This is a genomic window from Nonomuraea cypriaca (assembly GCF_015645445.1).
In the GTDB taxonomy this organism is placed as follows: Bacteria; Actinomycetota; Actinomycetes; order Streptosporangiales; family Streptosporangiaceae; genus Nonomuraea; species Nonomuraea cypriaca.
In genome coordinates, this window is sequence record NZ_JADOGI010000172.1 from 1 (window position 1) to 22,687 (window position 22,687).

Annotated in this window: 19 protein-coding genes and 3 pseudogenes; 12 read left to right on the plus strand and 10 right to left on the minus strand. The window is 66.9% G+C overall.

All coding sequences use genetic code 11. The features are described 5' to 3' along the window. Positions 1–123: 123 nt before the first annotated feature. Positions 124–570, minus strand: a complete 447-nt coding sequence (locus ITP53_RS58360; protein ID WP_195900596.1) for an Lrp/AsnC family transcriptional regulator — start codon at positions 568–570, stop codon at positions 124–126. 93 nt (positions 571–663) lie between these two features. Between ITP53_RS58360 and ITP53_RS39545 the strand changes: the two genes are divergently transcribed. Together ITP53_RS39545 and ITP53_RS39550 are read left to right on the plus strand one after the other, a co-directional pair. Beyond that, a complete protein-coding gene (locus ITP53_RS39545; protein WP_195900597.1) occupies positions 664–1,512 on the plus strand; it encodes an LLM class flavin-dependent oxidoreductase in 849 nt (282 codons plus the stop codon). After that, the gene (locus ITP53_RS39550; RefSeq protein WP_195900598.1) at positions 1,509–1,937 is read left to right on the plus strand and encodes a nucleoside deaminase; all 429 of its coding nucleotides are present in this window, start codon (positions 1,509–1,511) and stop codon (positions 1,935–1,937) included. Before ITP53_RS39545 ends, ITP53_RS39550 begins: the two co-directional genes overlap by 4 nt. A 64-nt stretch (positions 1,938–2,001) precedes the next feature. Here ITP53_RS39550 and cpt read toward each other — a convergent pair whose 3' ends face one another. The 4 genes and pseudogenes from cpt to ITP53_RS39570 form a co-directional block, all read right to left on the minus strand. Next, the gene (gene cpt / locus ITP53_RS39555) at positions 2,002–2,541 is read right to left on the minus strand and encodes a chloramphenicol phosphotransferase CPT (protein WP_236051648.1); all 540 of its coding nucleotides are present in this window, start codon (positions 2,539–2,541) and stop codon (positions 2,002–2,004) included. 64 nt (positions 2,542–2,605) lie between these two features. Next, positions 2,606–3,187: pseudogene (locus tag ITP53_RS39560) on the minus strand (DinB family protein). Positions 3,188–3,996: 809 nt separating this feature from the next. Continuing rightward, positions 3,997–4,974, minus strand: a complete 978-nt coding sequence (locus tag ITP53_RS39565; RefSeq protein WP_195900599.1) for an NAD-dependent epimerase/dehydratase family protein — start codon at positions 4,972–4,974, stop codon at positions 3,997–3,999. Further along, positions 4,971–5,408 (minus strand): MerR family transcriptional regulator, encoded by a 438-nt coding sequence (locus ITP53_RS39570; protein WP_195900600.1) that lies wholly within the window; start codon positions 5,406–5,408, stop codon positions 4,971–4,973. The genes ITP53_RS39565 and ITP53_RS39570 overlap by 4 nt, the downstream gene beginning before the upstream one ends. Before the next feature lie 278 nt (positions 5,409–5,686). Between ITP53_RS39570 and ITP53_RS39575 the strand changes: the two genes are divergently transcribed. From ITP53_RS39575 to ITP53_RS39585, 3 genes are all read left to right on the plus strand, one after another. Next, on the plus strand, positions 5,687–6,586 hold the full coding sequence (locus ITP53_RS39575; RefSeq protein WP_195900601.1) for an aminoglycoside phosphotransferase family protein: 900 nt from the start codon (positions 5,687–5,689) through the stop codon (positions 6,584–6,586). A 281-nt stretch (positions 6,587–6,867) separates the two neighbouring features. After that, entirely contained in the window at positions 6,868–7,347 is a 480-nt protein-coding gene (locus ITP53_RS39580) for a hypothetical protein (protein WP_195900602.1), read from the plus strand. Between the two features lie 229 nt (positions 7,348–7,576). Beyond that, positions 7,577–8,221 carry a DNA alkylation repair protein gene (locus ITP53_RS39585; protein ID WP_207757072.1) on the plus strand — a complete coding sequence of 215 codons (645 nt, stop codon included), beginning with the start codon at positions 7,577–7,579 and terminating at the stop codon, positions 8,219–8,221. A 261-nt stretch (positions 8,222–8,482) separates the two neighbouring features. Here ITP53_RS39585 and ITP53_RS39590 read toward each other — a convergent pair whose 3' ends face one another. Beyond that, positions 8,483–9,091 (minus strand): TetR/AcrR family transcriptional regulator, encoded by a 609-nt coding sequence (locus ITP53_RS39590; RefSeq protein ID WP_195900604.1) that lies wholly within the window; start codon positions 9,089–9,091, stop codon positions 8,483–8,485. 46 nt (positions 9,092–9,137) lie between these two features. Here ITP53_RS39590 and ITP53_RS39595 point away from each other — a divergent pair, with 46 nt between their 5' ends. Continuing rightward, entirely contained in the window at positions 9,138–10,397 is a 1,260-nt protein-coding gene (locus ITP53_RS39595) for a glycosyltransferase (RefSeq protein ID WP_207757067.1), read from the plus strand. Positions 10,398–11,054: 657 nt separating this feature from the next. After that, on the plus strand, positions 11,055–11,285 hold the full coding sequence (locus tag ITP53_RS39600; RefSeq protein WP_195900605.1) for a hypothetical protein: 231 nt from the start codon (positions 11,055–11,057) through the stop codon (positions 11,283–11,285). A gap of 408 nt (positions 11,286–11,693) precedes the next feature. Here the strand turns inward: ITP53_RS39600 and ITP53_RS39605 are convergent, their stop codons facing one another. After that, on the minus strand, positions 11,694–12,599 hold the full coding sequence (locus ITP53_RS39605; RefSeq protein ID WP_195900606.1) for a hypothetical protein: 906 nt from the start codon (positions 12,597–12,599) through the stop codon (positions 11,694–11,696). 520 nt (positions 12,600–13,119) lie between these two features. On the opposite strand from ITP53_RS39605, the gene ITP53_RS39610 reads away from it, so the two are divergent. The 3 genes from ITP53_RS39610 to ITP53_RS39620 are packed head-to-tail and all read left to right on the plus strand — an operon-like array spanning position 13,120 to position 14,243. Then, complete coding sequence (locus tag ITP53_RS39610) at positions 13,120–13,464, plus strand: replication initiator (protein ID WP_407941379.1); 345 nt, start codon at positions 13,120–13,122, stop codon at positions 13,462–13,464. Further along, positions 13,457–13,705, plus strand: coding sequence for a helix-turn-helix domain-containing protein (locus ITP53_RS39615; RefSeq protein WP_207757068.1), 249 nt, complete (start codon positions 13,457–13,459; stop codon positions 13,703–13,705). Before ITP53_RS39610 ends, ITP53_RS39615 begins: the two co-directional genes overlap by 8 nt. Next, positions 13,698–14,243: a tyrosine-type recombinase/integrase gene (locus ITP53_RS39620; protein ID WP_207757073.1), complete on the plus strand. Its 546-nt coding sequence runs from the start codon at positions 13,698–13,700 to the stop codon at positions 14,241–14,243. The genes ITP53_RS39615 and ITP53_RS39620 overlap by 8 nt, the downstream gene beginning before the upstream one ends. Here the strand turns inward: ITP53_RS39620 and ITP53_RS39625 are convergent. Then, positions 14,237–14,611 carry a hypothetical protein gene (locus tag ITP53_RS39625; RefSeq protein WP_195900607.1) on the minus strand — a complete coding sequence of 125 codons (375 nt, stop codon included), beginning with the start codon at positions 14,609–14,611 and terminating at the stop codon, positions 14,237–14,239. The genes ITP53_RS39620 and ITP53_RS39625 overlap by 7 nt on opposite strands. 577 nt (positions 14,612–15,188) lie before the next feature. Between ITP53_RS39625 and ITP53_RS61770 the strand changes: the two are divergent. Further along, positions 15,189–16,151: pseudogene (locus ITP53_RS61770) on the plus strand (IS701 family transposase); the annotation flags it as partial. Positions 16,152–16,190: 39 nt separating this feature from the next. On the opposite strand, the gene ITP53_RS39635 reads toward ITP53_RS61770, so the two are convergent. Further along, a complete protein-coding gene (locus ITP53_RS39635) occupies positions 16,191–18,299 on the minus strand; it encodes a recombinase family protein (protein ID WP_207757069.1) in 2,109 nt (702 codons plus the stop codon). Between the two features lie 355 nt (positions 18,300–18,654). On the opposite strand from ITP53_RS39635, the pseudogene ITP53_RS39640 reads away from it, so the two are divergent. Next, a pseudogene (locus ITP53_RS39640) lies at positions 18,655–19,029 on the plus strand (IS701 family transposase); the annotation flags it as partial. 58 nt (positions 19,030–19,087) lie between these two features. Here ITP53_RS39640 and ITP53_RS39645 read toward each other — a convergent pair. Beyond that, positions 19,088–22,447 (minus strand): helicase-related protein, encoded by a 3,360-nt coding sequence (locus ITP53_RS39645; RefSeq protein ID WP_195900610.1) that lies wholly within the window; start codon positions 22,445–22,447, stop codon positions 19,088–19,090. Positions 22,448–22,687: the final 240 nt, after the last annotated feature.

Below are 22,687 nucleotides of genomic sequence, written 5' to 3' on the forward strand. Positions count from 1 at the left end.
ATCACGCTGTTGAGCTGGGACTTTACTGGTCCGAGCAGCGTCGCAGCCACCAAGCTCGAGCACGCAGGCACCACTTCAAGCGGCACCTGCGCCTACAGGTCCTACAGATCTAGCTATGTAGTACTAGGGACGGTGGGGACCGCGGAAGGGGAGGGTCTGGTTGTAGACGATGTTGGTGGTGGTGCTGCCGAGGTCGGTCAGTTCGTTGACGAGTTGTTCGAGGTGGCCCATGGAGGCGGCGGCGACCTTCAGCGTGTAGCAGTCCTCGCCCGTGGTGCGCAGGCACTCCAGGATCTCGGAGCGCTCGTCGAGGAGCCGATGCAGGGGTTGGTGCTGGTTGCCCGGATACTTCAGGCGCACCACGGCGAGCACGGTGAAACCGACCTTCTCAAGGTCGATGTCGGCACGGTAGCCCGTGATGACGCCGGTCGCCTCCAGCCTCCTGACCCGCTCGGTGGTCGCGGAGGCGCTGAGATTGACCCGGCGGCCCAGCTCGGTCAGCGCGATGCGCCCGTCCTTCTGGAGCTCGGCCAGGATCGACCAGTCCGTCACGTCAAGATTCTCGGTCACCTTGCCAAAATACCGGCAGATCCACGGCCAGAAGGCCCGTACGCCGAGAGGATTCTCTTCCAACGGCGGATGACCGGTGGATAGCCTGAACCGATGCACATAGGGGTGAACGTCCCGAATTTCGGGCCCGGAACCGACCCGGAGGTGCTGCGGCGCTGGGCGCAGACCACGGAAGGACTCGGCTTCGACCTGCTGATGGTCTCCGACCATGTCGTGGTGACACCCGACGTGGCCGAGCAGTACCCGGCGCCGTTCTACGAGCCGTTCACGACGCTCGCCTGGCTGGCCGGCGTCACCGACCGGGTACGGCTCGGCACCACGGTGCTCATCGCGCCGTACCGGCATCCGCTGCTCGTCGCTCGCATGGCCGCCAACCTGAACCAGCTCAGCGGGGGACGCTTCGTCCTCGGCGTGGGCGTCGGCTGGGCGCGGCAGGAGTTCGACGCGCTCGGAGTGCCGTTCGAGGAGCGGGGCGCCATCACCGACGACCACCTCCAGGCGGTCCGCGCCGCCTGGGACGACGAGGAGGACTACGGACGCGGCCGGATACCCATCTGGGTGGGCGGCCACAGCGGCCCCGCGCTGCGCCGTGCCGTACGCCACGGCGACGCGTGGCATCCGCTGCTGCTTCCCCTGGCCCGGTTGCGCGAGAGGCTGGACCGGATGAAGGCCGTCGCCGACGAGTTGGGGCGGCCGGTTCCCGCTCTGGCCCCCCGCATCGCCCTGCGCCTCACCGAGACGCCGGTCACCGACGAGGGGCGACTCGCCGGCGAGGGCACGATCGACCAGATCGCCGACGACCTCGAACAGTTGCGCCTCCTCGGTGCCGACACCGTCGTGCTGGATTCGTACAACGGCGATCCGCGCGAGACGAACCACCCAGAAATCGCGTGGCAGGCCCTGGCGGCCGTGTCCGCCCGACGACGAATGGAGCAGTCATGACACCCGAAGACCAACGCCTTCTGAGCAGGGCCATCGCACTGGCCGCCACGGCGCGGGAGAGCGGTAACCCGCCTTTCGGATCGCTTCTCACCGGGCCGGACGGCAGCGTGATCGCCGAGGAGCACAACACCGTACTCACCGATGGCGACATCACCGCCCATCCCGAGCTGAAGCTGGCCAGATGGGCCGCCCGCGAGCTCGACCCCGCCACGGCGGCCACCACCACGATGTACACCAGCTGCCAGCCCTGCGGCATGTGCGCGGGCGCCATCGAACGTTCGGGCCTCGGCCGGGTCGTGTTCGCACTGTCCAGCGAGCAGCTCGCCAAGCTCAAGCCGCCCACCGTCGGGCCCGCCGCGCGCCAGGAGGGTCCGGCGCTGTTCGAGGAGGCACGCGTACCGGTCGAGGGCTATTACCTGCCCTGATACGGGGCTGCCGTGCCCGCGGTGGTCAGACCGGCGAGCAGGTCATGGACGCCGTCAACGCGGGTTAAGTGACCCGATCGGCGATCGTCCGCGCGCACGCCATCGACTCGGCATGCGTGGTGTCCACCTCCAGGTCATAGAAAATACCCTGGTGCACGGCCTCCGCCTGCAACGCGGCCATCCCGGTGACCCGATCGCCGCGTGCGACCTCCCGGCCCGCGGCCACTTCGCTGTCGCACCTGACGCCCACCCACAGCACGTCCAGTCCGCCGAGAGCCTTCTGCCACCGCTCCTGGGAGGCCGGCCCACCGAGAAAGACCTCATCGATGATGACCCGGGCACCCGCACGCGCCATCGCGGCGATCCCCTCGGTCCACGCCGCTTCCAACCTCCGGAACTCCGGCCCGACGTTCACTTCGCCACCCGGGGTGATCTCGATCATTGACGAAGGCATCGCCTCGACCAGCGTGTCAACGCCGAAGGCCAGCCAAGGATCCGGCAGGACCGCTTGCAGGCAGCGGACGATCCCGGACTTCCCCGAACTGGATCCACCATTGAGGACGATCACCTGAGTCATCACCGCGCCACAGTACTTGCCGTTCATGGATGAGCGGAACGACCCTGGCGGACCCCGCGCGGTCCTACGCCAGGTCGCCGGCCGCCCCCCGTCACAGCCCAGTGGCACCGTCGATGAGTTCGCGCAGGATGTCCGCGTGCCCGGCATGCTGGGCGGTCTCCTCGATCATGTGGGTGTAGATCCACCTCAGCGACACCTGGCCGAGCCTCTTGGAGGGCACCGTGTCATCGAGGGTGAATCCTGCCGCGATGCGGCGGCTCTCCTCACATACGTCGTCGTACTCGGCGATGAGGTGGTCGAGAGCGTCCTCCGGGCCCAACTCCCAGCTTCGGTCGTCACCTCTGGAGTTGCCCGGGATGCCGGCGGGGTCCCGCTGCGCGAGCTAGCGCTGGAACCAGTTCCTTTCGACCGTGGTCAGATGCTTGATCAACCCTGCCAACGTGGTCATCGAGGGCACGATCCGCCGGCGTGCGGCGTCCTCCGAGACTCCTGCGATCTTGGCCTTGATCTGTCTGCGCTGACAGTCCAGGAACGCTTCCAGCACTTCACGTTCGGCACCGGCACTGACCAGTTCTTCCGGCCACAATGGCGTGGACATGACTGCACCTCCGTATTCGCAGCGCCCGTTTGGATGTTGCACGCGCAGTTCGAGCGCCATGTCGCATGCTGCCATGCGGCGACATGGCGTGATCTGTTGAGCGGCCCCGGCTTCACCAGGGGCGCTTTGCGGGTCAGGATTGATCACATGAACGCAAATCCTGGGCGCCCGGGCCTGTTACGCGAACTGAACGATCGCGCCGCGCTGGAATTGCTGGGTTCGTCAGGAGCGCTGACCCGGGCGCGGGTGAGCGAGATGACCGGACTGTCGAAGGTGACGGCCAACCATGTCTTGTCTCGGCTGGAGGAGCGTGGCCTGGTCGTCAAGGTCGGCGTACACGAGGGAGGACGCGGCCCCAACGCGGTCCTCTACGGGCTCAACCCGTCGTGCGGCTACGTGATCGCGATCGAGATCTACCTGGACACGACGACCGCCGTTCTCGCCGACATCACGGGGCGAGTGCTGGTGGAGACGACGGTCTCGACCGATGTCACCGCGGATCCGGCCGAAGCGGGTGCACACGAGGGGTCGCTTCCATCTGCGCCGTTCTCGATCCTGAACTTGTCGTCCTGGGCAGCCATGTCGGTTCCGCCCGGGGTGACGATTTGGCTGGTCGCGTTCAGCAGGCCGTTGCCGGCATGTGTCTGGCCCGGCCCCGAGTGCGGGCGAGCACGATCCTGGACAGGCCCGTCGTGCGCGGCGCTCTGCTGGTCGCGGTCGAACAGGCACGCGAACGTGTGTTCTCTCCATGAACGGTGCGCTCCGGGGCTCCTTGCCAGTACCGCGCTCCTTGGTGAACGAGGGCCGTCCAGGTCAGCAGGGCGGGGGCGGGTGGCCAGGGTGAGGGATCTGTCCGCCGCGGGGACGTCCGGACACGATGCCTGTCATCGTCCTTCCTCGACCAGACCGAGGTCACGCAGGCTCTCCGCCGTCTCCACGATCGTCGTCTCGGCGGCGCGCGGACGCCATCCGAGCTCATCGCGGACCCTGTCGTTGTGGATGATCGGCCGCGGCGAATCGTCCCCCGGCGCCTCCTGCGTGGGAACGCGCGCGGCGAGGGCGCCGAGTCGCCGGCGCAGGATCCCGGCGACCTCCAGGAAGCCCAGCGTCGGGCCGTCGGCGACGGCCAGGAAGCGCTTGCCCGCGGCCTCCGGCGCGGCCATGGCCCGGATGTGCAGGTCGGCCACGTCGCGCACGTCGACCACTCCGAAGCGCTGGCGGGGCGCGACGGTCATCGTCCCCTGGAGCATCGCCTTGATCAACTGCGTCGAGGAGCGCAGATCATCCGTGAGGGTGGGCCCGAGGATGAACGTCGGGTTGACGACGACGAGCTCGGTGTCGCCGCCGTCGCGCTCCATCAGGTCCCACGCGGCACATTCGGCGATCGCCTTGGAGCGCGGGTAGGGCGCCAAGCCCGGGGTGTCGGGATCGGTCCAGTCGGCCTCGGTGAACTCGGCGCCCGGCTTGGGCGTGTACCCGACCGCGGCGAAGGACGAGGTGAGCACGACGCGCCGGGCGCCCGCGTGGCGCGCGGCACGCAGCACCCGCAGCGCGCCCTCGCGGGCAGGGACGATCAACTCGTCGGCGTCCTCGGGCTGGGCGACCGGGATGGGCGAGGCGACGTGATGGACCTCCTTGCAACCGACTACCGCGGCGGGCCAGCCGTCGTCGGCCATCAGGTCGGCGACGACGACCTTCAGCCCGGTGTCGTCGGCATCGCCGCGGCGCACCGCCGCGCGCAGGCCGGCCTCGCGGGCCGTGGAGCGCACCGTGGTGCGCACCGGGCGCCCGGCCCTCAGCAACGCGGCGATCAACTGTGTTCCCAGGTAACCGGACCCACCGGTGACCAGAACCGGGCTCATCGCAGCACCCGCAAGCCACCGACGACGTCCACGAGACGCCGCATCGACTCGGCCTCCGCGGCGGTGTCGCCGCGGTCGCGGGCATCCCACAGCGCCGCCTTCTCGCGCAGGTAGCCAAGCCGCGCGTGCTGGGCCACGATCTCGGCCTCGATGCGCTCGGCGTGATGCAACAGCAGATCGCGCTGCTCACCCGCCGCCGCCTGCCCGCGTATGCGATTGGCCTGGTACGTACGCATGTCATCGATGCCCACACCGACCGCGCGCAGACAGGCCAGCGCCTCGAGCACGTCGAGGTCCTCGGTGCGGTAACGACGATGCCCGCTGTTCTCGTCCCGGTCGATCGGGCCGATCAGCCCGACCTCCTCGTAGTAGCGCAGCGTCGGCTCACTCAGCCCGCTCCGCCGGGACACCTCCTGGATGGTGAAAGCTGTCATGCGGGCAGCACAACACACCTCAAGCGCTTGAAGTCAAACGCGGGCGATCGGCGAGCGCGGCCCTGCCCTGCCGAGAGCAGCGACTCGAGGAGATGCGCGGGCACTCCCGACCTGGGATCAGGCAGCGGTACGCGCGCTGGGAGACACAGATGACCGCGCGCCGTCTGGTGGCTTTGCCGGCCGGTCCAGCGAGAAATCCGGTCGACAGGCGAGCCCGCGGTGCACTGTGATGGCTCCAGCTGCCCACCGACAGAGCGGGCCGGCCTCAGGAGCTGCTCTTGGTAACCGCGAGAACCGCGGACGCCCGCCCGGCGATCAATGCCGCACTGGTCAGGAACCTGGTCGATTCGCAGCTCCCGCAGTGGGCCGCGTTGCCTCTGGACCTGCTTGAGCCTGCAGGCTCGGACCATGTGATCTACCGGCTGGGCGAGGAACTGTCCGTCAGGCTGCCGCGCCATGCCGGTGCCGTCGGACAGGCCGAGAAGGAGTTCGAGTGGCTGCCGCGGCTCGCCCCGCAGCTGCCGCTGGCCATTCCGGTACCAGTGGGAGTGGGTGAGCCCGGCTTCGGCTATCCGTGGCGGTGGGCGATTTCCCGCTGGCTGGAGGGCGAGGTGGCGACCGTCGAGGCACTGGCCGACTCGTCCGCGGCCGCCGTCGAACTGGCAAAGTTCCTCACCGCCCTCCAGCGGTTCGCACCCGAGGACATGCCGGCCGCGGCGGCCCGTGACGAGCTCACGACCCCGCCGTTGGCCAGCCGGGACCATGCGACGCGGGCCGCCATCGCAGAGGTCGGCGGCACGTTCGACACCACGGCCATGACCGACTTGTGGAACGCGGCCCTGAGCGCCCCGGGCTGGGACCGCCCTCCGGTCTGGTTCCACGGAGACTTCCACACCGGCAACCTGCTGACCGTCGACGGCCGTCTCAGCGCGGTCATCGACTTCGGTGGACTCGGCATCGGCGACCCGGCCTGCGACCTGACCATCGCCTTCACCCTGATGTCGGCCGCCGGCCGGGCCGCCCTCCGCACGGCGCTCGGCGTGGACGACGCCACCTGGGCCCGGGGCCGCGGCTGGGCCCTCGCCACCGGCCTGAACGCCTACACCTCTTACGCCGCCGTCGACCCCAGGGTCGCCGCGCAGACCACCCGTCAGATCACCGAGTCCCTCATCGGCTAGGCCATGAGGCCGTCCGCATGGTGCTGGATGGGGATCGTCCGGTGTCGCATGTCGCCCGGGAGTTGGGCATCCACGACACCACCCTGCTCGACCTGCCACTGAAAAGGGTCAGTGAGTCGCAGTGGAGAGAGCATCAAGAAACTGTGAACGCTCCGTCAAGGACGCTGCGCGCATGCCGCAGCATAATGAATCCAAGCCGCTGGGCGCATTCAGCCCATATCCAGCGGCAGTCTTGCGGCTCTGCCGGAGTGTCGATGTGCCCGTGGCCGAAAGGACCTGCCATGCCCCGCACGTACCGGCGCATACTTCAACGCACCGGTGTGGCCCTTGGTCTTGCGCTCGCCTCCATCGTGTTCGTGACCTCTCCCGCCTCGGCCCACGACCTGAGCTCCGCCGTCGTTTCGGAGCAGGGGTGCGGTTGGCCGAACGGCTCCTATTCCGTGCTCGACTGGGCCGATATCCCCGATGAGAGAAACAACATCACTCTGGCAACCGCCTATCTGCTGTGGAACGGCCAATATCAGGAAAACTGTGTGGTCACCAGGAGAGTCGGCCAGGCACACGGCGTCACCGGCTTCACAGAGGCCATCTTGGAGCGCCAGGGTAGGGCCCCCGTCTCTGACAGCGGGGCATACGCCCACTACGCGGCAGCCAGCGCCTACGCCGCGAACACGTGCGTCAGGTGGTGGGGATCGGTCCAAACGCTCGGCGGCGGACCCATCTGGGGTACCGGTCGCTCCACGTGGGGTAATTGCAACTAGCGACCCTGACCCTGCCTTTTCACGGGGTCGCCGGAGTAGGCGTAGAAGAATCACGACTGTCCACGGCCGTCCAGGATAAGCCTCGGGGCCTGCTCAGCAGCGTTCAAGCACGCCGACGTATCCGCAGTCGTCCAAGTCCGTTGTTGGCAATTGCGTTAGTGTCGCACGTGATGGACAGGAGGCAGAGGTGGCCGAGACGACGCTGACCGAGACGATGGTGGCCGAGGTGATGGCCGAGCTGGCCGAGCTGGAGGACCCCAAGGCACGCGAGGTGAACGAGAAACACGGTGACGATCACGGTGTGAACCTCGGCAAGCTGCGCGCGCTCGCGAAGCGGCTGAAGACGCAGCAGGAACTCGCGTGCCGGCTCTGGGAGACGGATGACACCGCGGCGAAACTGCTGGCGATCCTGATCTGCCGCCCGAAGGCGTTCGAGCGTGACGAGTTGGACGTCATGTTGCGTGAGGCGCGCACACCCAAGGTGCACGACTGGCTCGTGAACTACGTGGTGAAGAAGAACCCGCACTCCGAAGAGCTGCGCCTGGCCTGGTCCGCCGATCCGGATCCAGTGGTCGCGAGCGCCGGCTGGGCGCTGACCACCGAACGCGTGGCGAAGAAGCCCGAGGGCCTCGATCCCGCAGGACTGCTCGACGTCATCGAGGCGGAGATGAAAGACGCCCCGGATCGCCTGCAGTGGGCGATGAACCACTGCCTGGCTCAGATCGGGATCGAGCACGCCGAGCACCGCGCCCGTGCGCTCGACATCGGTGAGCGCCTGGAGGTGCTCAAGGACTACCCGACTCCCCCGGGCTGCACGTCTCCGTTCGCGCCCATCTGGATCAGCGAGATGGTGCGCCGGCAGCACGACAAGTAGGAAGCTCGCACTCACACTCGTGCCGCCACTCCCTCAGAACGCGCCCCCGATACCAACCGGCCGCCTACGGCAGGAGAGCACGCCGGGCCTGCCCGAGCTAGTCATCCAGCAACGCAAAAGGCCGCTTCCAACGCCCTGGAAGCGGCCTTTGACCCTGGGTGGGGACCCACTCATAGACGTGGCGCAAGTGCTGGCAGGCCTTCGAGCTGAACTTGGAAGACGGCTACGGCTTGGACCGGCCGAAGATTCCCGTTACGGCCATCACCCCGCGCGGAGCCGCGCCAGATGGTAGTCGAGCAACGCCGCGACCTCCTTGGGCGTGTAGTGCCCGACCAGGGTGGCGTTCACGATGCCCTGCGCGAAGGCGTACAGGATGCTCGCCTCCTTGCCGGCATCCAGGTGGGCGGCGAGTTGCCCGGCGGCCTGGGCGGCCCTGATCTGCTCGGCCAAGAAGGACAGCAGGGCCGGCAACCCGATCCGCATCGCGGCCGCCTGGTCCTCGGACACCACCGAGCTCGCCTGGAACGCCAGCCCGATGCGGTTCAGGTAGCTGCGCTTCTCGTCCAGTGGCAACAGCTCCAGCACGGTCGCCCGGAGCACGTCGAGCGGCGTGGACTGGTGCGCGACCACGGCCGCCAGCCGGTCCCCGATCCAGATCCCGATGCGCTCCAGCGCCAGCAGCAGCATCTGGTTCTTCGTCGTGACGTAGTACTGCACCGCCCCCATGGACATCCCGGCCTCGGCGGCGACCTCCCTCAGGCTGACGCTCTCCATGCCCTTGTCATGGATGACGCGGTGCACAGCCTCGGCGATGTGCCGCCGCCGGGCGTCATGGTCGACGATCTTCGGCATATCCCGCCACTTTCTCATGCGAGTGCATGGTAAAAGCCATCGCTTCCGTTTATCATGCGACTGTATGACAAACAGGGACGACGGGGGGATCCGGATGCGGGTTCTGATCATCGGAGTCGGCACGCGCGGGGACGTGGCGCCTTACACGGGGCTGGGGATGCGGTTACGCGAGGCCGGGCACAAGGTGACGATCGCCGCGCACAAGCCGTACGCGGAGCTGGTGACCGATGCGGGCTTGGAGTATCTACCACTTCCCGGAGACCCGCTCCCCGCGCTGACCGGCCGCTTCTCCATCAGCGCCTTCAAGGAATACAGCGAGCAACTCGTGGAGGGCCTGGCCGAGATCGCCGAGCAGGAGGCCGACCTGCTCCTGCTCGGCATGGCGGGCGCACTGGGCTATCACGTCGCCGAGGCGATGGGCGTGCCGAGCATGGGGGTGCACCTGCAGCCGGTCGACCCCACGGGGGACTTTCCGCCGGTCATGAGCCTGTTCCAGCGGTCGCTCGGACGGTGGGGGAACCGCAGAGCGGCCCGGCTCGCGTTCGAGTTGCCCGCCGCCGGCCCGCTGCTCGCCGGGTTGAGCACGAAGATGCGGGCCCGGCTGGGGCTGCCCCCGATGACCCCGCGCGCCCTCTACCGGCGCCGGGAGAGCACGCGCTGGCCGGTCTTCCACGGGGTCAGCCCGCTGGTGGTGCCGCGCCCGGCCGACCGGCGGCCGGGGCTGGAGATCACGGGTTACTGGTGGCCGCTCCGGCCGCGAGGATGGCAGCCGGATCCGGTGCTGCTCGACTTCCTGACGTCGGGGCCCACACCGGTCTTCGTCGGCTTCGGCAGCCTGGCGGGCGCGCGGGCGGAGCAGTACACGGAGCTGGCCGTTGACGCGCTGCGGCGGGCCGGGTTGCGCGGCGTGCTGCAGACCGGCCTGCGGGGACACCTATCGGACGATGTGCTGGCGGTCGGCGACGTGCCGCACGACTGGTTGTTCCCCCGGCTGGCCGCCGTCGCCCACCACTGCGGCGGCGGCACTACCGGGAGCGGGGTGCGGGCGGGGGTGCCCGCCGTGGCCGTGCCGGTCATGAACGACCAGCCGTTCTGGGCGGCCAGGCTGATGGCACTCGGCGTGGCTCCGGCCGCGATCCCGTTTCGCCGCCTGACGCCCGCACGGCTGGCAACCGCGCTCACCACAGCGGTCACCGACCCGGCCTACCGGCTGCGGGCCCAGGCCCTCTCGGTCCGGGTCTCGGCAGAGGACGGCGCGGCGCCCGTCGTCGAGGCGGTGAACCAGCTCCGGGTCACCCACGGGCCCGGCCGCCGACCAGGATGACAGGTCGGACTGGAGGCGCGCCCCGGGCCGCGCTGGGCGCGAGGTCAGGCTCGGGATCTGGTCGCGCCGTGAATCCGTCCATCGACATCAGATCCGGCCCGTGATCCAAACCGGGGCGCTGGCCATGGACCGCATCTTCAGGACATCACGGACATGTAGCCCGTCAACATGTCACTCAGTTTGTCACTCAGAAGATCAAAAAGGCCACTTCCGATGTCTGGAAGTGACCCTTGATGCGAACTCGCGGCATGAAGGTCATTGAAGGTCGGTGCGGGGTTGAGGGGCCTGCCGAGATCGTGAATAGTCGCTGGCGGCCGGTGAGGTTGCTGCACTTTCGTGCTGCACACACCAGATGGCCCCTACAGCTACGGCTCCAGATATGACCAGGGCGTCTCTCGGTCAGCCTACTTGCGGTGTCGATTCGCGAGCCGAACAGCGGCGTACACCACACCACCCACCACGAGGACCGCAAAAATTAGGAAGACACCGAAGAGGATGGTGATTTCGGGAAGACCGAGGTTCATGCCGCGAACGTAGCGGCCGGATGTTGACGTTCGGTTGCGAGTTTGTTGAGTGCACGGCAGACGCCTCTGACGCGCATGCAATGCAGTGATGCTGAGGTTATCTCCTCGTCGGGCAGAGGTAGCCATACCGGGCATGACGCGCCGGGTCAAGCCGTCGTTCGCGTGCACATGGGTCCCGGTGAGCTTCCTCGCACGCTGGTTGTCCTGCCCGGACATGGCGGCTGTCCGCCCGCGCGTGGCCATGCAGTTCCTCCGGCACAGCCGGATCGCGGTCACGATGGACATCTACAGCGAGATCCCGACCGACGCCACCGCCCAAGCACCTGGGGAACAGCCTCCACGGGTGAGACTGCTGCACATCTAGCTGCACAAAGACCAAAAGGCCGCTGCCCACAGCTGGGAAGCGGCCCTTGACCTGGGTGGGGTGTTCACGAGTGAGGTCGGTCTGGGACTGAGAGAGGGTTGAGAAGATCGCTTCCCAGGCTGCAAATGATCGTTTCCCATCACGGCTCGGAGATTCAAGATCTTCTGAGTGGTGTACCAGCATGCAGTTGCCGCCGGCATTGAGCACCGCTACTCCGCCGATCAGGTGGGGTCCGCGGATCGGGCTTCGACGTGTCTTGATCAGGTCGGACGACCGCTGCCCACCAGGGTCAGCTACCAGTGCCTGCAGGCATACACTTTCGTGCCGGGCTGGGGCGCCGGCAACGAGTCGGCTCTCTGGCAGCGCGTCAGGGCGGTCACTGGCTGAAGGTCTGTGGCCACGGCTTCTCTATTGCACCGGCTTCAGTGCCGCCTGCAGGAGCACGACGCCCTCGCCGTACTTGTCCTTCAGCCGTTGCTGGAGCTCCTCACTGGCCACCCAGACGCCCACGACCACCTGCTCCTTCATGATGTCGACGGAGGTCGAGGTGAGGGGCTGGGCCAGATCGTCGCCGATAAATTCCTGGATCTGCCGCAGCGTTTCCTGGCTGCGCTGGGCCTGGCTGACGCAGAGTGCGCCGCCCCAGCTCTCCCGGATCCACGCTTCCCTGCCGGTCAGGTCGCCGGTGAACTTCACGTTCAGCACCAGCTTCGTCGGGTCGTTGGCGTACTTCTCCGCCCACTCCCGCTTGCTGCCGTCGTAGCCGGGGATCGAGTCCAGATAGCTCTGGTCCAGCCACACCCCGCCCACGGCTTCCTCATTCTCCAGCCGCCACTGAGTGGCCTGGAGCGCTTCCTGGGTGGCCTTGGCGGGATCGGCCGGCCGCCAGCCGCCCTCCGGGACGGGGCACGAGCTATCGAACCTGTGCTCCTCCGGCGTGCCCTGGACCGCCGCCCCTGGTGGTTCGGTCAGGGTCAGCCGGGAGCCGTCCCAGGTGCCGACCACCCGATACTGACCCCACTTCGTACCCTGGACGCTCTCGTGTTGAACCTTGGACCAGTCCCAGCCGACGATGTCCGGCCCACCGCACTGGGGCGGCAGCGACTCGGCCATCGCGGCGCACAGCTGCGGCCCGTGGCCGGGGTTCTCCAGGACGGAGACGGCGTCGGCCGCGTACGTGACCGGCTTGTCGGCCGCCACTCCGCTGCCGCAGGCGGTCAGCACCATGAGGGCGAGGAAGGCGAGTGAGCGCATGACCTTCAGACGTGCGAGCGCTCCGCAGAGGTTCAGCAGCATGCGCTCGAGCTCACACAAGAGGACACCTCTCGCCTGAGTGCACTGATCCAAGTTTACGCCTGACACCGTCAAGCTGCAGGCGCCTGGCGGTGATCGACGTTCGTGATCAGGTCACCCTGGCAGAGCCGACTGACATTTCCGCAAGGGGTTCGCAGCCTTACCCGGTGGGCGAAGGCTTTGGCTGCGACATAAGGATCTTGCGCTCAGTGGTGACTGTCAGTGCCTTGCCATTTACAGTGTGGAGTTGCAGGACTGCATGGCGTGAATGCACCACGTGAGTGTGACCGCTTCTCTTCAGGGAGACGATGGTGACGTCGCTGCTGGAACGCTTGGCCCGGGCCGAGAGGTCCGCGCTGCAGCAGGTGGATGAGCTGCGAACGCGGCTGGCTGAAGCCGAAGAGCAGGTCCGGCGGTTGTCTATCACTCGGGAAACCCTGATGTTGCTCGCCGATCACGACGGCGAGGACGCCGGAGAGCAGCCCGGCCTCGACCCTCATGATCCAGAGGATGTGGCATCGCTGTTGCCTGTCTTGCGCGGCTGGCGGGAGCAGGCGGTGGCGTTGCTGGCCACGGCGGAGCGACCGATGCGGGCGAGGGAGATCGTGCAGGCGCTGGGCAAGCCGGACACCCCCTCGCCCACCTACGCCTCCGAGACTGGGCCCACATGCTCGGCTTCCGTGGCCACTTCTCCACCAAGAGCCGCGCCTACTCCACCACCCTCGGCGACCTACGCCAGGCCCGCATCGACTGGACCCGCGCCCGCCTGCCGTACGACCCGGAAACCACCTTCGTCCTCGGCCACTGGCAATACGCCGGACAGGGCTTCACACCTGGCGAACACGCCCTGGCCGCTTCCTTCGCGCCGGAGGTCCGCCATGACTGACGACATCCAGCTCTACCGTGTCCCGGACGCCATGCAGAAGCTCCGGATGAGCCGCAGCGTCATCTACGAGCAGCTCCGTTCAGGCCGCCTCCGGTCGGTCAAGCAGGGCCGCTGCCGCCTGATCCCGGCGAGCGCCCTGACGGAGTACATCGCCCTCTTGCAGCGGGAGGCGTCACGACCAAGCGTCGAAGCCACGGGGACGGCGGCCTGCACTGGGACGAAGCCCGGCAACGCTGGATAGCGACCGTCACGGTCGGCTACACGCCTGCCGGAAAGCGCATCGTCAAGAAGGCCAGCGGCAAGACCAAGACCACAGCCAAGGACAAGCTCAAGCAGATCATCCGCGACGGGAGGGCGGCGACACCAAGACCAAGAAGTCCCGCCGCACCCTGGCCATCCCCAGACGCTGCATCGATGCCCTCAAGCTCCACCGCGAACGCCAAGACGTAGCCAGGAAGGCGGCAGGCGAACGCTGGCAGGACAACGACCTCGTGTTCGCGTCCAAGGTCGGCACCGAACTGGACTCCCACAACGTCCGCCGCTCGTTCCGGGCCGTCCTCAAGAAGGCTGGCCTCAACCCACAGGACTGGACACCCAGAGAGATGCGCCACAGCTTCGTCTCACTGCTCTCCGACTCGGGCATGCCCATCGAGGCCATCTCACGCCTGGTCGGCCACCGCAACACCACCGTCACCGAGACCGTCTACCGCAAGCAGCTCCGCCCGGTCCTTCTGGAGGGTGCCGAGGCAATGGATCGCATCTTTGACCCGGATCAGTGATCTTTAAGCCAGAACTCCAGGATGTTCAGTTCGTGCAGTGGGAAGGCCTCGCCATCCCACTGCCGGGCGTACTCCTCTTCTCCCGTCGCCGAGAGCACTCGCCGCGCCGATTGGACCACCGCATCAACGATCGGGCGGGGCTCGCTCCAAAGCGTGAACCTCTCCCACCCCGCTTCATCCGGTTCGGGCCTCCTTCGGTCATCGAACGAGAGAATGCGTACCTGTAGCGTGTCGTCCTGGTGGATGAAGATCCACCGGTATTCCGTGGGCTCGCCATCCCACGAGAAGCGGCTGTCGTACCCCTGGCTGACTTGCACCAGGCTGCGCAGAAGGTCTCCGAGCGCATCTGTCAGGTCGGACACGTGCATCTGAACTTGGCTGTCCCCGTGGCCTACGGTGGCGAGGGCCCATCCGTTCTTCGGAGCCCTGTAGCTGAACTCGAACCTCGACCTATTGATCATCTTCGCATTCAACCCGCTAGTCACTCACTTAGTCACCCAGCAACGCAAAAGGCCGCTTCCAACGCCCTGGAAGCGGCCTTTTACCTGGGTGGAGATGAGGGGATTCGAACCCCTGACCCCTTCGATGCGAACTGCAGGCATACCCGTGCCGACAGCGCCGTCGCGCAGCTCGACTGTGCGACGCTGGAAGACGGAGATTGATGCTGTGCGGCGCTGTTGCTGTACGAATTGCTGCACAGCAGCACTTTAGGAGCTTGATCATCCCTCATTTGTCCCAGACTCGGTCTCCTCTGCCGTGGAGGACGAAGGCGTTCTTCCTAGTACGGCAGTCTCCATTCGCGGTTTGACCAGCGAGGACGAGCGAGAGGCCGTTGTGATCTTGTGATCGGAAGCAGGCACAACGAGAGCAGCCGCTCGTGATCATGACTTTGTGACGAGTACAAGATCGAGAGCGGCTGCCGCGCTCATCCTAGAGGCACGCCGCGTGCAACGGAACACCGACGACCTGCTCACCGCACTGGCCCCGATGTTCGCCCGGATCGAACCCCGCCTGCAAGCCGCCAAATACATCCGCGCCATCATGTCCGACCTGCCCAAACGCAACGGCTGGACGATCGCCGAGCACGCCGGGGACCGCTCTCCCGCCGCCACCCAGCGCCTGCTGAACCGCGCCAGCTGGGACACCGCCGGGGCGATGAGCGCCGTACGCCGCTACGCCACCGACCGACTGAACGCGGTCCCCGGCCCCGCCGGCCTGACCGTCGGCGCGCTGGACGAGTCCGGCCAGGAGAAGAAGGGACAGGCCACAACCGGTGTCAAGCGTCAGCACATGGGCTGCGCAGGCGGCATCGACAACGGCGTCAACACCGTCTACCTGGCCTACATCCGAGCCGGGACCGGGCACGCGCTGATCGGCGCCCGCCAATGGATCCCCGCCGAGCAGATCACCGACCCCGTCACGGCGATCACCACCGGCCTGCCCCTCGACCTGGCCTTCGCCACCAAGGGCGAACTGGCCATCGGCCTGCTCACCGATGCCTACCTCGACGGCATCGTCGTCGACTTCATCGCCGGCGACGAGGTCTACGGCGCCTGCACCAAGCTGCGCACCTTCCTGGAGGAACACGAACAGGCCTACGTGCTGCGGGTACGCTCCTCCTTCACCCTCACCCTAGGCGGCGGCACCCGCCTGACCTGCGCACAAGCCGTCGCCCGGCACTGCAGGCCGAAACGCGCCTGGACCGTCCGCCCGGCCGGCGAGGGCTCCAAAGGCGAACGCGCCTACGCCTGGGCCTGGATCGCCACCGCCGGCCCCCGCCACTTCCTGCTCGTCCGCAAGCACCGCAAGAGCGGCGAACTGGCCTTTCACTACTGCTTCGTGCCCGAAGGCCAGCCGGTCACCCTGCCCCGCCTGATCGCCGCCGCCGGCTTGAGGTGGCCGGTGGAGGTCCGCCACCTTCAGTACTACTCAAGTGCTGATCGTCTTTCACGGTGGGTCCTTCCTGCTGATTTCGGGATCGGTAGCAGCGGCGGCGTCGAGCCAGCGTCTGCGCTGGTAGTAGCCCGGCGGCCGGACACGGAGCTGGCGAAGCCGGTCGAGTTCGGCGGCATCGGCGGTGATGATCTGGTGTCGGTTGTTGCGAGCCCGGCGGGCGGTGATCCAGCCACGGATGATCCAGGAGTGGAGGGTGGCCGTCGGCATGCCGAGTTCGGTGGCCAGATCGGATGGCGTCCATTCGTCGGGGCTGAGGTCGGCGGCGATGGCGGCGTTGGACCGCGGGTCCGTCTGGCGAATGCCGTGCTTGGCGATCAGGCGCTGGACCTGTTGTGCGGTGAAGCGGTGGGAACGCTTGGCCGGTCGGAACCCTTCGCTGTTGAGCGCGTCGGCGATCCGTGGGCAGGACATGCCGCGGGCGGCGAGCTCGGTCACTCGGGCGATCATCCGGGGAAAGTAGGACAGTTGCTCGGCTCGCCGGACCGGCCGGACGGCCTGGCCGTGGGTGTGATGCCCGCCAGCCCAGGCGATGCTCACGTCTACCAGTTCGCTGTCTCCGGCGACGTTCACCTCGATCTGTTCGATCATCAGGCGCAGCAGTTCCTTGCGCTCGGCCTGAGTGGTGGTCGGGGCATGCCAGAGGGCGGGCAACTCCTCGGCGAGCGCATTGATGGCCTGACGTTCGGTGGCGGTCAGCCGCAGTGGCTGGGTATCGCGAAAGCGCTGGTAGTCGTTGCTGAGCTGGTCGAGCTGGGCGAGCGCGGCCTCCCAGTCCCGCTCCAGCTGGCGGACCACCAGCCGGTTCTCCGGTTCGGCCAGCTGGTATTGCCGGCGCACCCGCTCAGCGGTGTAGGTGGCGCGTTCGATCCGTTGCAGCCACAGCTTGTCCAGTTCGGCGCGTTCGTCTTCGGCCTGCTCGGCCGCCCGCAGCGAGACCTCGAGGGCGGCCGGGGCCACCGCGGTCAGCACCTGGGCGGTGATGTAGGCGTCCAGCGCCGGGCCGCCGATGAACTGGCACGACTCGACGGCTCCGTAGTTGATCTGGTTGTAGGCGCAGCCGTAGGTGTGGGTGGCCTGCTGCGAGCCGGAGACGGGGTGGTAGCTCACGTTCATCCGATGCCCGCCGCAGCGGCCGCAGCACAGCAGCCCGGACAGCAGCGCACTGCCCGATCGTGGCGCCCCGGGCGTCTGGGCGGTGTGCCGATTGGCTGCCAGCCGGGCCAGGTTCGCCTCGAACTGCTCGACACTGATGTAGGCCGGCATCCGATCGGGCAGCAGCACCAGCCATTCGCCGCTGGCCTTGACCACTCGCCCGGTTGCCGGGCGGCCGGGCTGCTGACGGGCGTGCTCGACCTGGCGGCGGCCGTAGGCGTAATAGCCGGCGTAGATCGGATTGTGCAGCATGATCTGCAGCGTCTCCCGGTTCGGGCGCCGCCACTCCAGCTCGCCCTTGGCCGGCCCGCTGCGAGCGCGTACCGGCAGCTGAATCCGGTTGTCGACCAGATGGCGCAGCACCGCGTGCAGCGTGCCCAGCCGGGCGAAGGAGGAAAAGATCAGCCGGACAACGTGCTGAGCCTGCTCGTCGGGATCGAAGACGGCCTCTCCCGACGAGCGGCGCACGTACCCGATCGGCAGCTGAAAGCTCAGCTCGCCGCGCTCGGCCTTGGCGAGCTTGCCCGCCAGCATCCGCTGCCGGATCAGGTACAGCTCCGCCTCACTCATCGTCCCCTTCAACCCGAGCAGCAGCCGGTCGTTGTAGATCCTGGGGTCGTAGACGCCGTCCGGATCGGCCAGCAGCGCGCCGGACAGCGAGCACAGCTCGACCAGTTGATGCCAGTCCCGGCCGGTACGGGCCAGCCGGGACATCTCCATCCCCAGCACCATGCCTACTCGTCCCATGGTGACCTCGGTGACGAGTTTGGCAAAGCCTGCCCGAGTATCGGCCCGCGCCGCCGACACGCCAAGGTCGTCATCGATCACCATGACCTTCGACCGGGCCCAGCCCAGCGTCACCGCTCGCTCCACCAGCGCGTACTGCAACCGCGTGGACTCGCTGTGTTCGACCACCTGCTGCCGGGTCGACTGGCGGACGTACACCACCGCGGCACGATCTCGATGCTCAGCCCTGATCTTGTCCTGGCTCTGGCCCCAGGGCCGATACGCCGACAGGCCCATCACTCGCCCTGCGCCGTCCGCTGGCGGCCCGGACGGCCAGGGTGCTCAGCAGGCTGATCACCGCCGTTCGTCGTTCTGCGGGCAACTGCGTCCAGATCTCCGCCTGGGGGGCTCACCAGGGGATCCGTCCTGTTCACCGGGCACTGGGCATCACCCGTCTCCCTCACCTGGAGCCGTAGCCGACCCACGTGCGCCACCAATTGTAGTAGCGCCTCTACACTGAGTATCGGTCCATGTCCCTGATCCGCGATAGAGACAATTACATCTTCAGGGGCATTGCCAGTGGCGGACTGAAGAAGACAACGAGCACGGAAAGGACCTCCTCGGCCTGGACCAGTCCCAGGTCCGTCTCTACGAGGCGTTCCTGCGCCACCTCGTGCTCGTCATGGCCGCGCTGGCCATCTGCGCCGTCAGCGCCGCGGCCGCCCGGCACCGCACCGACACCCAGGCCCCGCCACCCACCAGGCCCGGCCAGCAACCCCCAGCGGACACCGGCATGATCCCCCTGACCGTTGCCGAGATCAAACGCCTGTACAACGCCGCAACCATGTCACCACCCTCAGTGCTGCACGCCGCCCACTGGTCGGTCTGGCGACGCCGACACCAGGCCCGGGCCCGCTGGTTCCATAAACGCGCCCGCCTGGCCATCGCCTAACCACAGCTCAGCTCACGAATGGAGACTGCCGTACTAGCAACCCGAGTATCTCGGGAGATCATCCAGGAGTAATGGCGATCCAGCACATCAAGTGGACATCTTCTTCGGTGATCTGGGGGAGAGGCTCCGGGGCAGTCTGGCGAACCAGCCCGAGCCGGTCTGCGAGTTCCGCCAGGTGGTTCACTCTCTGCCTGGCGGTTCCCGGCTGGGCAAGGCTCGCACGGATGTCGCGCAGGATCCGGGGACTGTAGGGCGCTTGGAGGCGTCCAACGAGATGATCCTGATCTTCACCGAGATGGACCCCATGCTGCTGGACCAGCTCGGCGGCATCCCTAATCACCTTCGGGATACGCGGCTGCAGGTTGGCCGGATCGGCATTATGCATCCAGGAATCGCGGATGTGCCGCCTGGCATGCGTCCACGTAGGGAAGGCCGCCTGATAAATCGAGTCGCTCAGGGCCGCTGGCGTCTCAGGACCGCCAGGGTCAGCAGCGGACAGACAGGACAGCGTGTCGTCCACGACGATGACACGCCCCTGTTCGTCATAGGTGACATTTAGATCGTCGGTGAGGGGAACGTATCGGAACCACGGCCGGGGATGGTCGCCGATCCGAGCGCAGAACACCACACCTGGATGGGGTCCGCCGACGCGGACGAATCCAGTACCGCTGCCCCAGGGCAAGCGTCGTACGGCATCGCGGATATGAGGGTTGGCAAGTTGGGTCTCCAGCCGACGCCGATACTCCTCGCCTGAGAGGGCCGAAGCACCACCTGTCTCAAAGAGGGCGGCGTCCTCGCGGCGGAGCCGGTCGATCTCCTCGCGGGTCTCGGTGAGGTTGATGTCACGGCCTACAAATCCAGGAAGGACTTCGCCGACTCCGGTAGCGGCAGACGCCTGCTTTAGCTTGTGTTGCAGTCGCTCTTCCAAGCCGAGGAACCGCTCAAGCTGCTGGTCAGGGAAGAAGCAGCGCAGGAAGACTTCCTGGTGGTCGGAGCCGATCCGGTCGATTCGGCCATGCCGCTGGACGAGCCGCATCGGATTCCACGGCAGGTCGTAGTTGACGATGTGCCGGGCCTGTTGCAGGTTAACGCCTTCGGCAAGCACATCGGTGGCAATGATCAGGTCAAACAGATCCTCGTCTGCCGCGCCACCCGCGGTACGGGGAGCGAATCCGGCAATGACCTGGGAACGTCCGGCTCGGTCCGGACCAGAGGCGGTGGCGACCCGGGCACGGTAACAGGCGAGGCGTGGATCGGACTCGATCGCGCTCAGCAGCCGGCCATGCACGTGCTCGACGGTGTCGGAGTAGTAGGAAAAGACGAGGACCTTACGCTTGTCCCGAGTCTGCTGCTCGCTGATCCCTTCTGCTGCCGCCTCCGTCGCGATGACCGCGAGCTCCTCGACGAGCGCTTCGGCCTTGGGGTCAGGGCCGGCCTGATGTGCCTGCACCTCATCACGGAAGGACGTCAACAGGATGAGATCAGCCTCGACGGCGGCGCGAAGCTCCGGTACGTCGAACCCGTCGGCGTTCTTCACCCCATCGACGTCGTCATCGAGTACATCGAGGAAGTCGTCGATGGTGTCGCTGTCGGAGGACGTCCATTCCCGGAAGGCATCACCGATGAGGACCACCCCCTGGGCGAGCGCGGACAGGAACGCCTCATGATCCTTGATCATCTTGTCCAAGGTGCGCTGAAAAGCGTAGGCCGATGATTCGAACCGCTTAAGCAGCGCGGATCGCAGAAGTCCGGCGTTCTGCTGCTCGTACTGCTTCTCGCGTTCACCGTGCTGGAAGCGGGAGGGCACGTATCGGGCCAGAGTGAGGACTTCGCCGGGAGCATCGAGGATCACAGCCGAACCGTCGTCGTAGTGGTTCAGACGGTCACCGAGGGCGATGGCGAGCCGGTCGAAGAGGCCGGGGAGCGCGTCATCGAGGTTGTAGTCGACGCGGTGCACGCGGGGCGTCGGGAAGCTGATCTGACGCTCGACGCCGTTGATGACCACACGGTCCCCAACATAGTGATTTCGGACGAATCGCCTGGTACGTCGGACCGCTACCTTATCCAGAACGTCGAAAAGGTGCTCAGGCGACAGATCGTCAGGATTCATCGCCATGGCTCGGTCGAAGTACCCCTTCAACGAAGGCACCCCGGAGTCGGCGAACGTCGCGTCGTTGGTGACGAAGTAGGAGATCAGGTTGTACAGGTCGTAGAGGGTGTTGTTGACTGGCGTCGCGGTGAGCATCACCAGCCGTTTCGGGGTGCTGCCGGCGAGCAACATACGCAGCGCCTCGGCCCGCTGGGTGGTGGCGTTACGGAGGGCGTGTGCTTCGTCCACCACGACCACGGCGTACTCGTCGGGATCCTGGAGGGCCGCACCGAGCTGTCCGGCGTTCTGCAGGCCGCCGGTCAGCTGCTCATAGGAGACGACGTCCGCGCGCAGGTTCTTGTCTCGCAAGAAGGGGCCCCAGGTGGAGTCGCGGAGTGTCGCGGGCGCGACAATGAGCGCCTTCTGCCGGTTAGTGATCACCGCCTCGTGCAGGATCTCCCCGGCGATAAAGGTCTTGCCCAGGCCGACCTCGTCGGCCACGATCACGCCATTGAGCCGGTCTAAGATTCGCTGGGCCCGCCAGACTCCGTCAGACTGGAACCCGGTGAGGTTGAGCCGAGAACGCGTGCGGACCGATTGCTCCTGCTCAACCTCCGCGCCGTACAGCTCGTCCAGCATCCGCAGAAAAACCTCCCACGGCTGATGCTGCTGCCACCGCGACTCATACAGGCCGGCCAGGTCATACGGCGAGGCCGCCTGCCACATCTCCTCAAACCAGTCCCGTACGGCGCGCACGGTGCCAGGCTGGTACTGACCGAGGTTGAGCTCCTTGTTACGGGCCAGACCCGCGTAAGTGAAGTTGCTAGATCCGGCGATGACACCCGGCATTGGGCTGTCCACGATGAACGCCTTGCCGTGCAGAAACCCTTTCTCGTACCGGCGGACCTCGACTCGTCCGGAGCGCAGCCAGCCGACCAGGCGGCGAGCAGTGGCGTCGGCCTCGAAGCTAAAGCCCAGCAGGTCCCGATCCTCCTCCAGACGACGCTGATGGCCTTCCAGCGCCCGCTTTATCTGCTCCCGTTCGGCCCGCCTGCCCAGTCCGCTGGCCAGCGGGCGGATCCTAGGTCGGTCCTGATCCAGGTCTGCGCCCAACAGCAGCCGAACCGTTCCGGTCTGCTCCAGTTCGCTGGCCAGCAGCCCGAACCCGCCTGGGTTGAAATATGCGGACGCGATCAATACCGGCGGCAGCGAAACTAGATGGGTGCGCATGCCCTCCAGCAGCGTATTGATCGCGTCAGCAACCGTCTGACCACCTTCGGGATGGTTGGTGGCGAAGGTCGGTCGAAAGTCCTCCCCGGGGAAGGTCATGCCATCTTCCCCCTCCATGCGTCAAAGTGCCGGAGGGTCATATCCAGTCGCTCGTTGTAGTCCCATCCGCGATGAAAGGTTTCGAAGATGTGGGTCACTGCGTCACGATCAAGGGTAAGCATTCACCCCCAGCGCATGTCGAGTTCTGGTGATCGCGCTGTGTGATCGTCTGGAGGCGTGCGTGAGTACGGTGGCTCCGTAGCGTCAGGCTGTAGCCGGGTCGGGTGGCATCCAGAGCTT

Excerpts from the sequence above, each read along its gene's own strand:
- ITP53_RS39545 (WP_195900597.1), top strand. The coding sequence starts at position 664 with ATGCACATAGGGGTGAACGTCCCGAATTTCGGGCCCGGAACCGACCCG.
- ITP53_RS39550 (WP_195900598.1), top strand. The coding sequence starts at position 1,509 with ATGACACCCGAAGACCAACGCCTTCTGAGCAGGGCCATCGCACTGGCC.
- cpt (WP_236051648.1), bottom strand. The coding sequence starts at position 2,541 with ATGAACGGCAAGTACTGTGGCGCGGTGATGACTCAGGTGATCGTCCTC.
- ITP53_RS39565 (WP_195900599.1), bottom strand. The coding sequence starts at position 4,974 with ATGAGCCCGGTTCTGGTCACCGGTGGGTCCGGTTACCTGGGAACACAG.
- ITP53_RS39570 (WP_195900600.1), bottom strand. The coding sequence starts at position 5,408 with ATGACAGCTTTCACCATCCAGGAGGTGTCCCGGCGGAGCGGGCTGAGT.
- ITP53_RS39580 (WP_195900602.1), top strand. The coding sequence starts at position 6,868 with ATGCCCCGCACGTACCGGCGCATACTTCAACGCACCGGTGTGGCCCTT.
- ITP53_RS39585 (WP_207757072.1), top strand. The coding sequence starts at position 7,577 with ATGGCCGAGCTGGCCGAGCTGGAGGACCCCAAGGCACGCGAGGTGAAC.
- ITP53_RS39590 (WP_195900604.1), bottom strand. The coding sequence starts at position 9,091 with ATGAGAAAGTGGCGGGATATGCCGAAGATCGTCGACCATGACGCCCGG.
- ITP53_RS39595 (WP_207757067.1), top strand. The coding sequence starts at position 9,138 with ATGACAAACAGGGACGACGGGGGGATCCGGATGCGGGTTCTGATCATC.
- ITP53_RS39600 (WP_195900605.1), top strand. The coding sequence starts at position 11,055 with ATGACGCGCCGGGTCAAGCCGTCGTTCGCGTGCACATGGGTCCCGGTG.
- ITP53_RS39615 (WP_207757068.1), top strand. The coding sequence starts at position 13,457 with ATGACTGACGACATCCAGCTCTACCGTGTCCCGGACGCCATGCAGAAG.
- ITP53_RS39625 (WP_195900607.1), bottom strand. The coding sequence starts at position 14,611 with ATGCACGTGTCCGACCTGACAGATGCGCTCGGAGACCTTCTGCGCAGC.
- ITP53_RS39645 (WP_195900610.1), bottom strand. The coding sequence starts at position 22,447 with ATGACCTTCCCCGGGGAGGACTTTCGACCGACCTTCGCCACCAACCAT.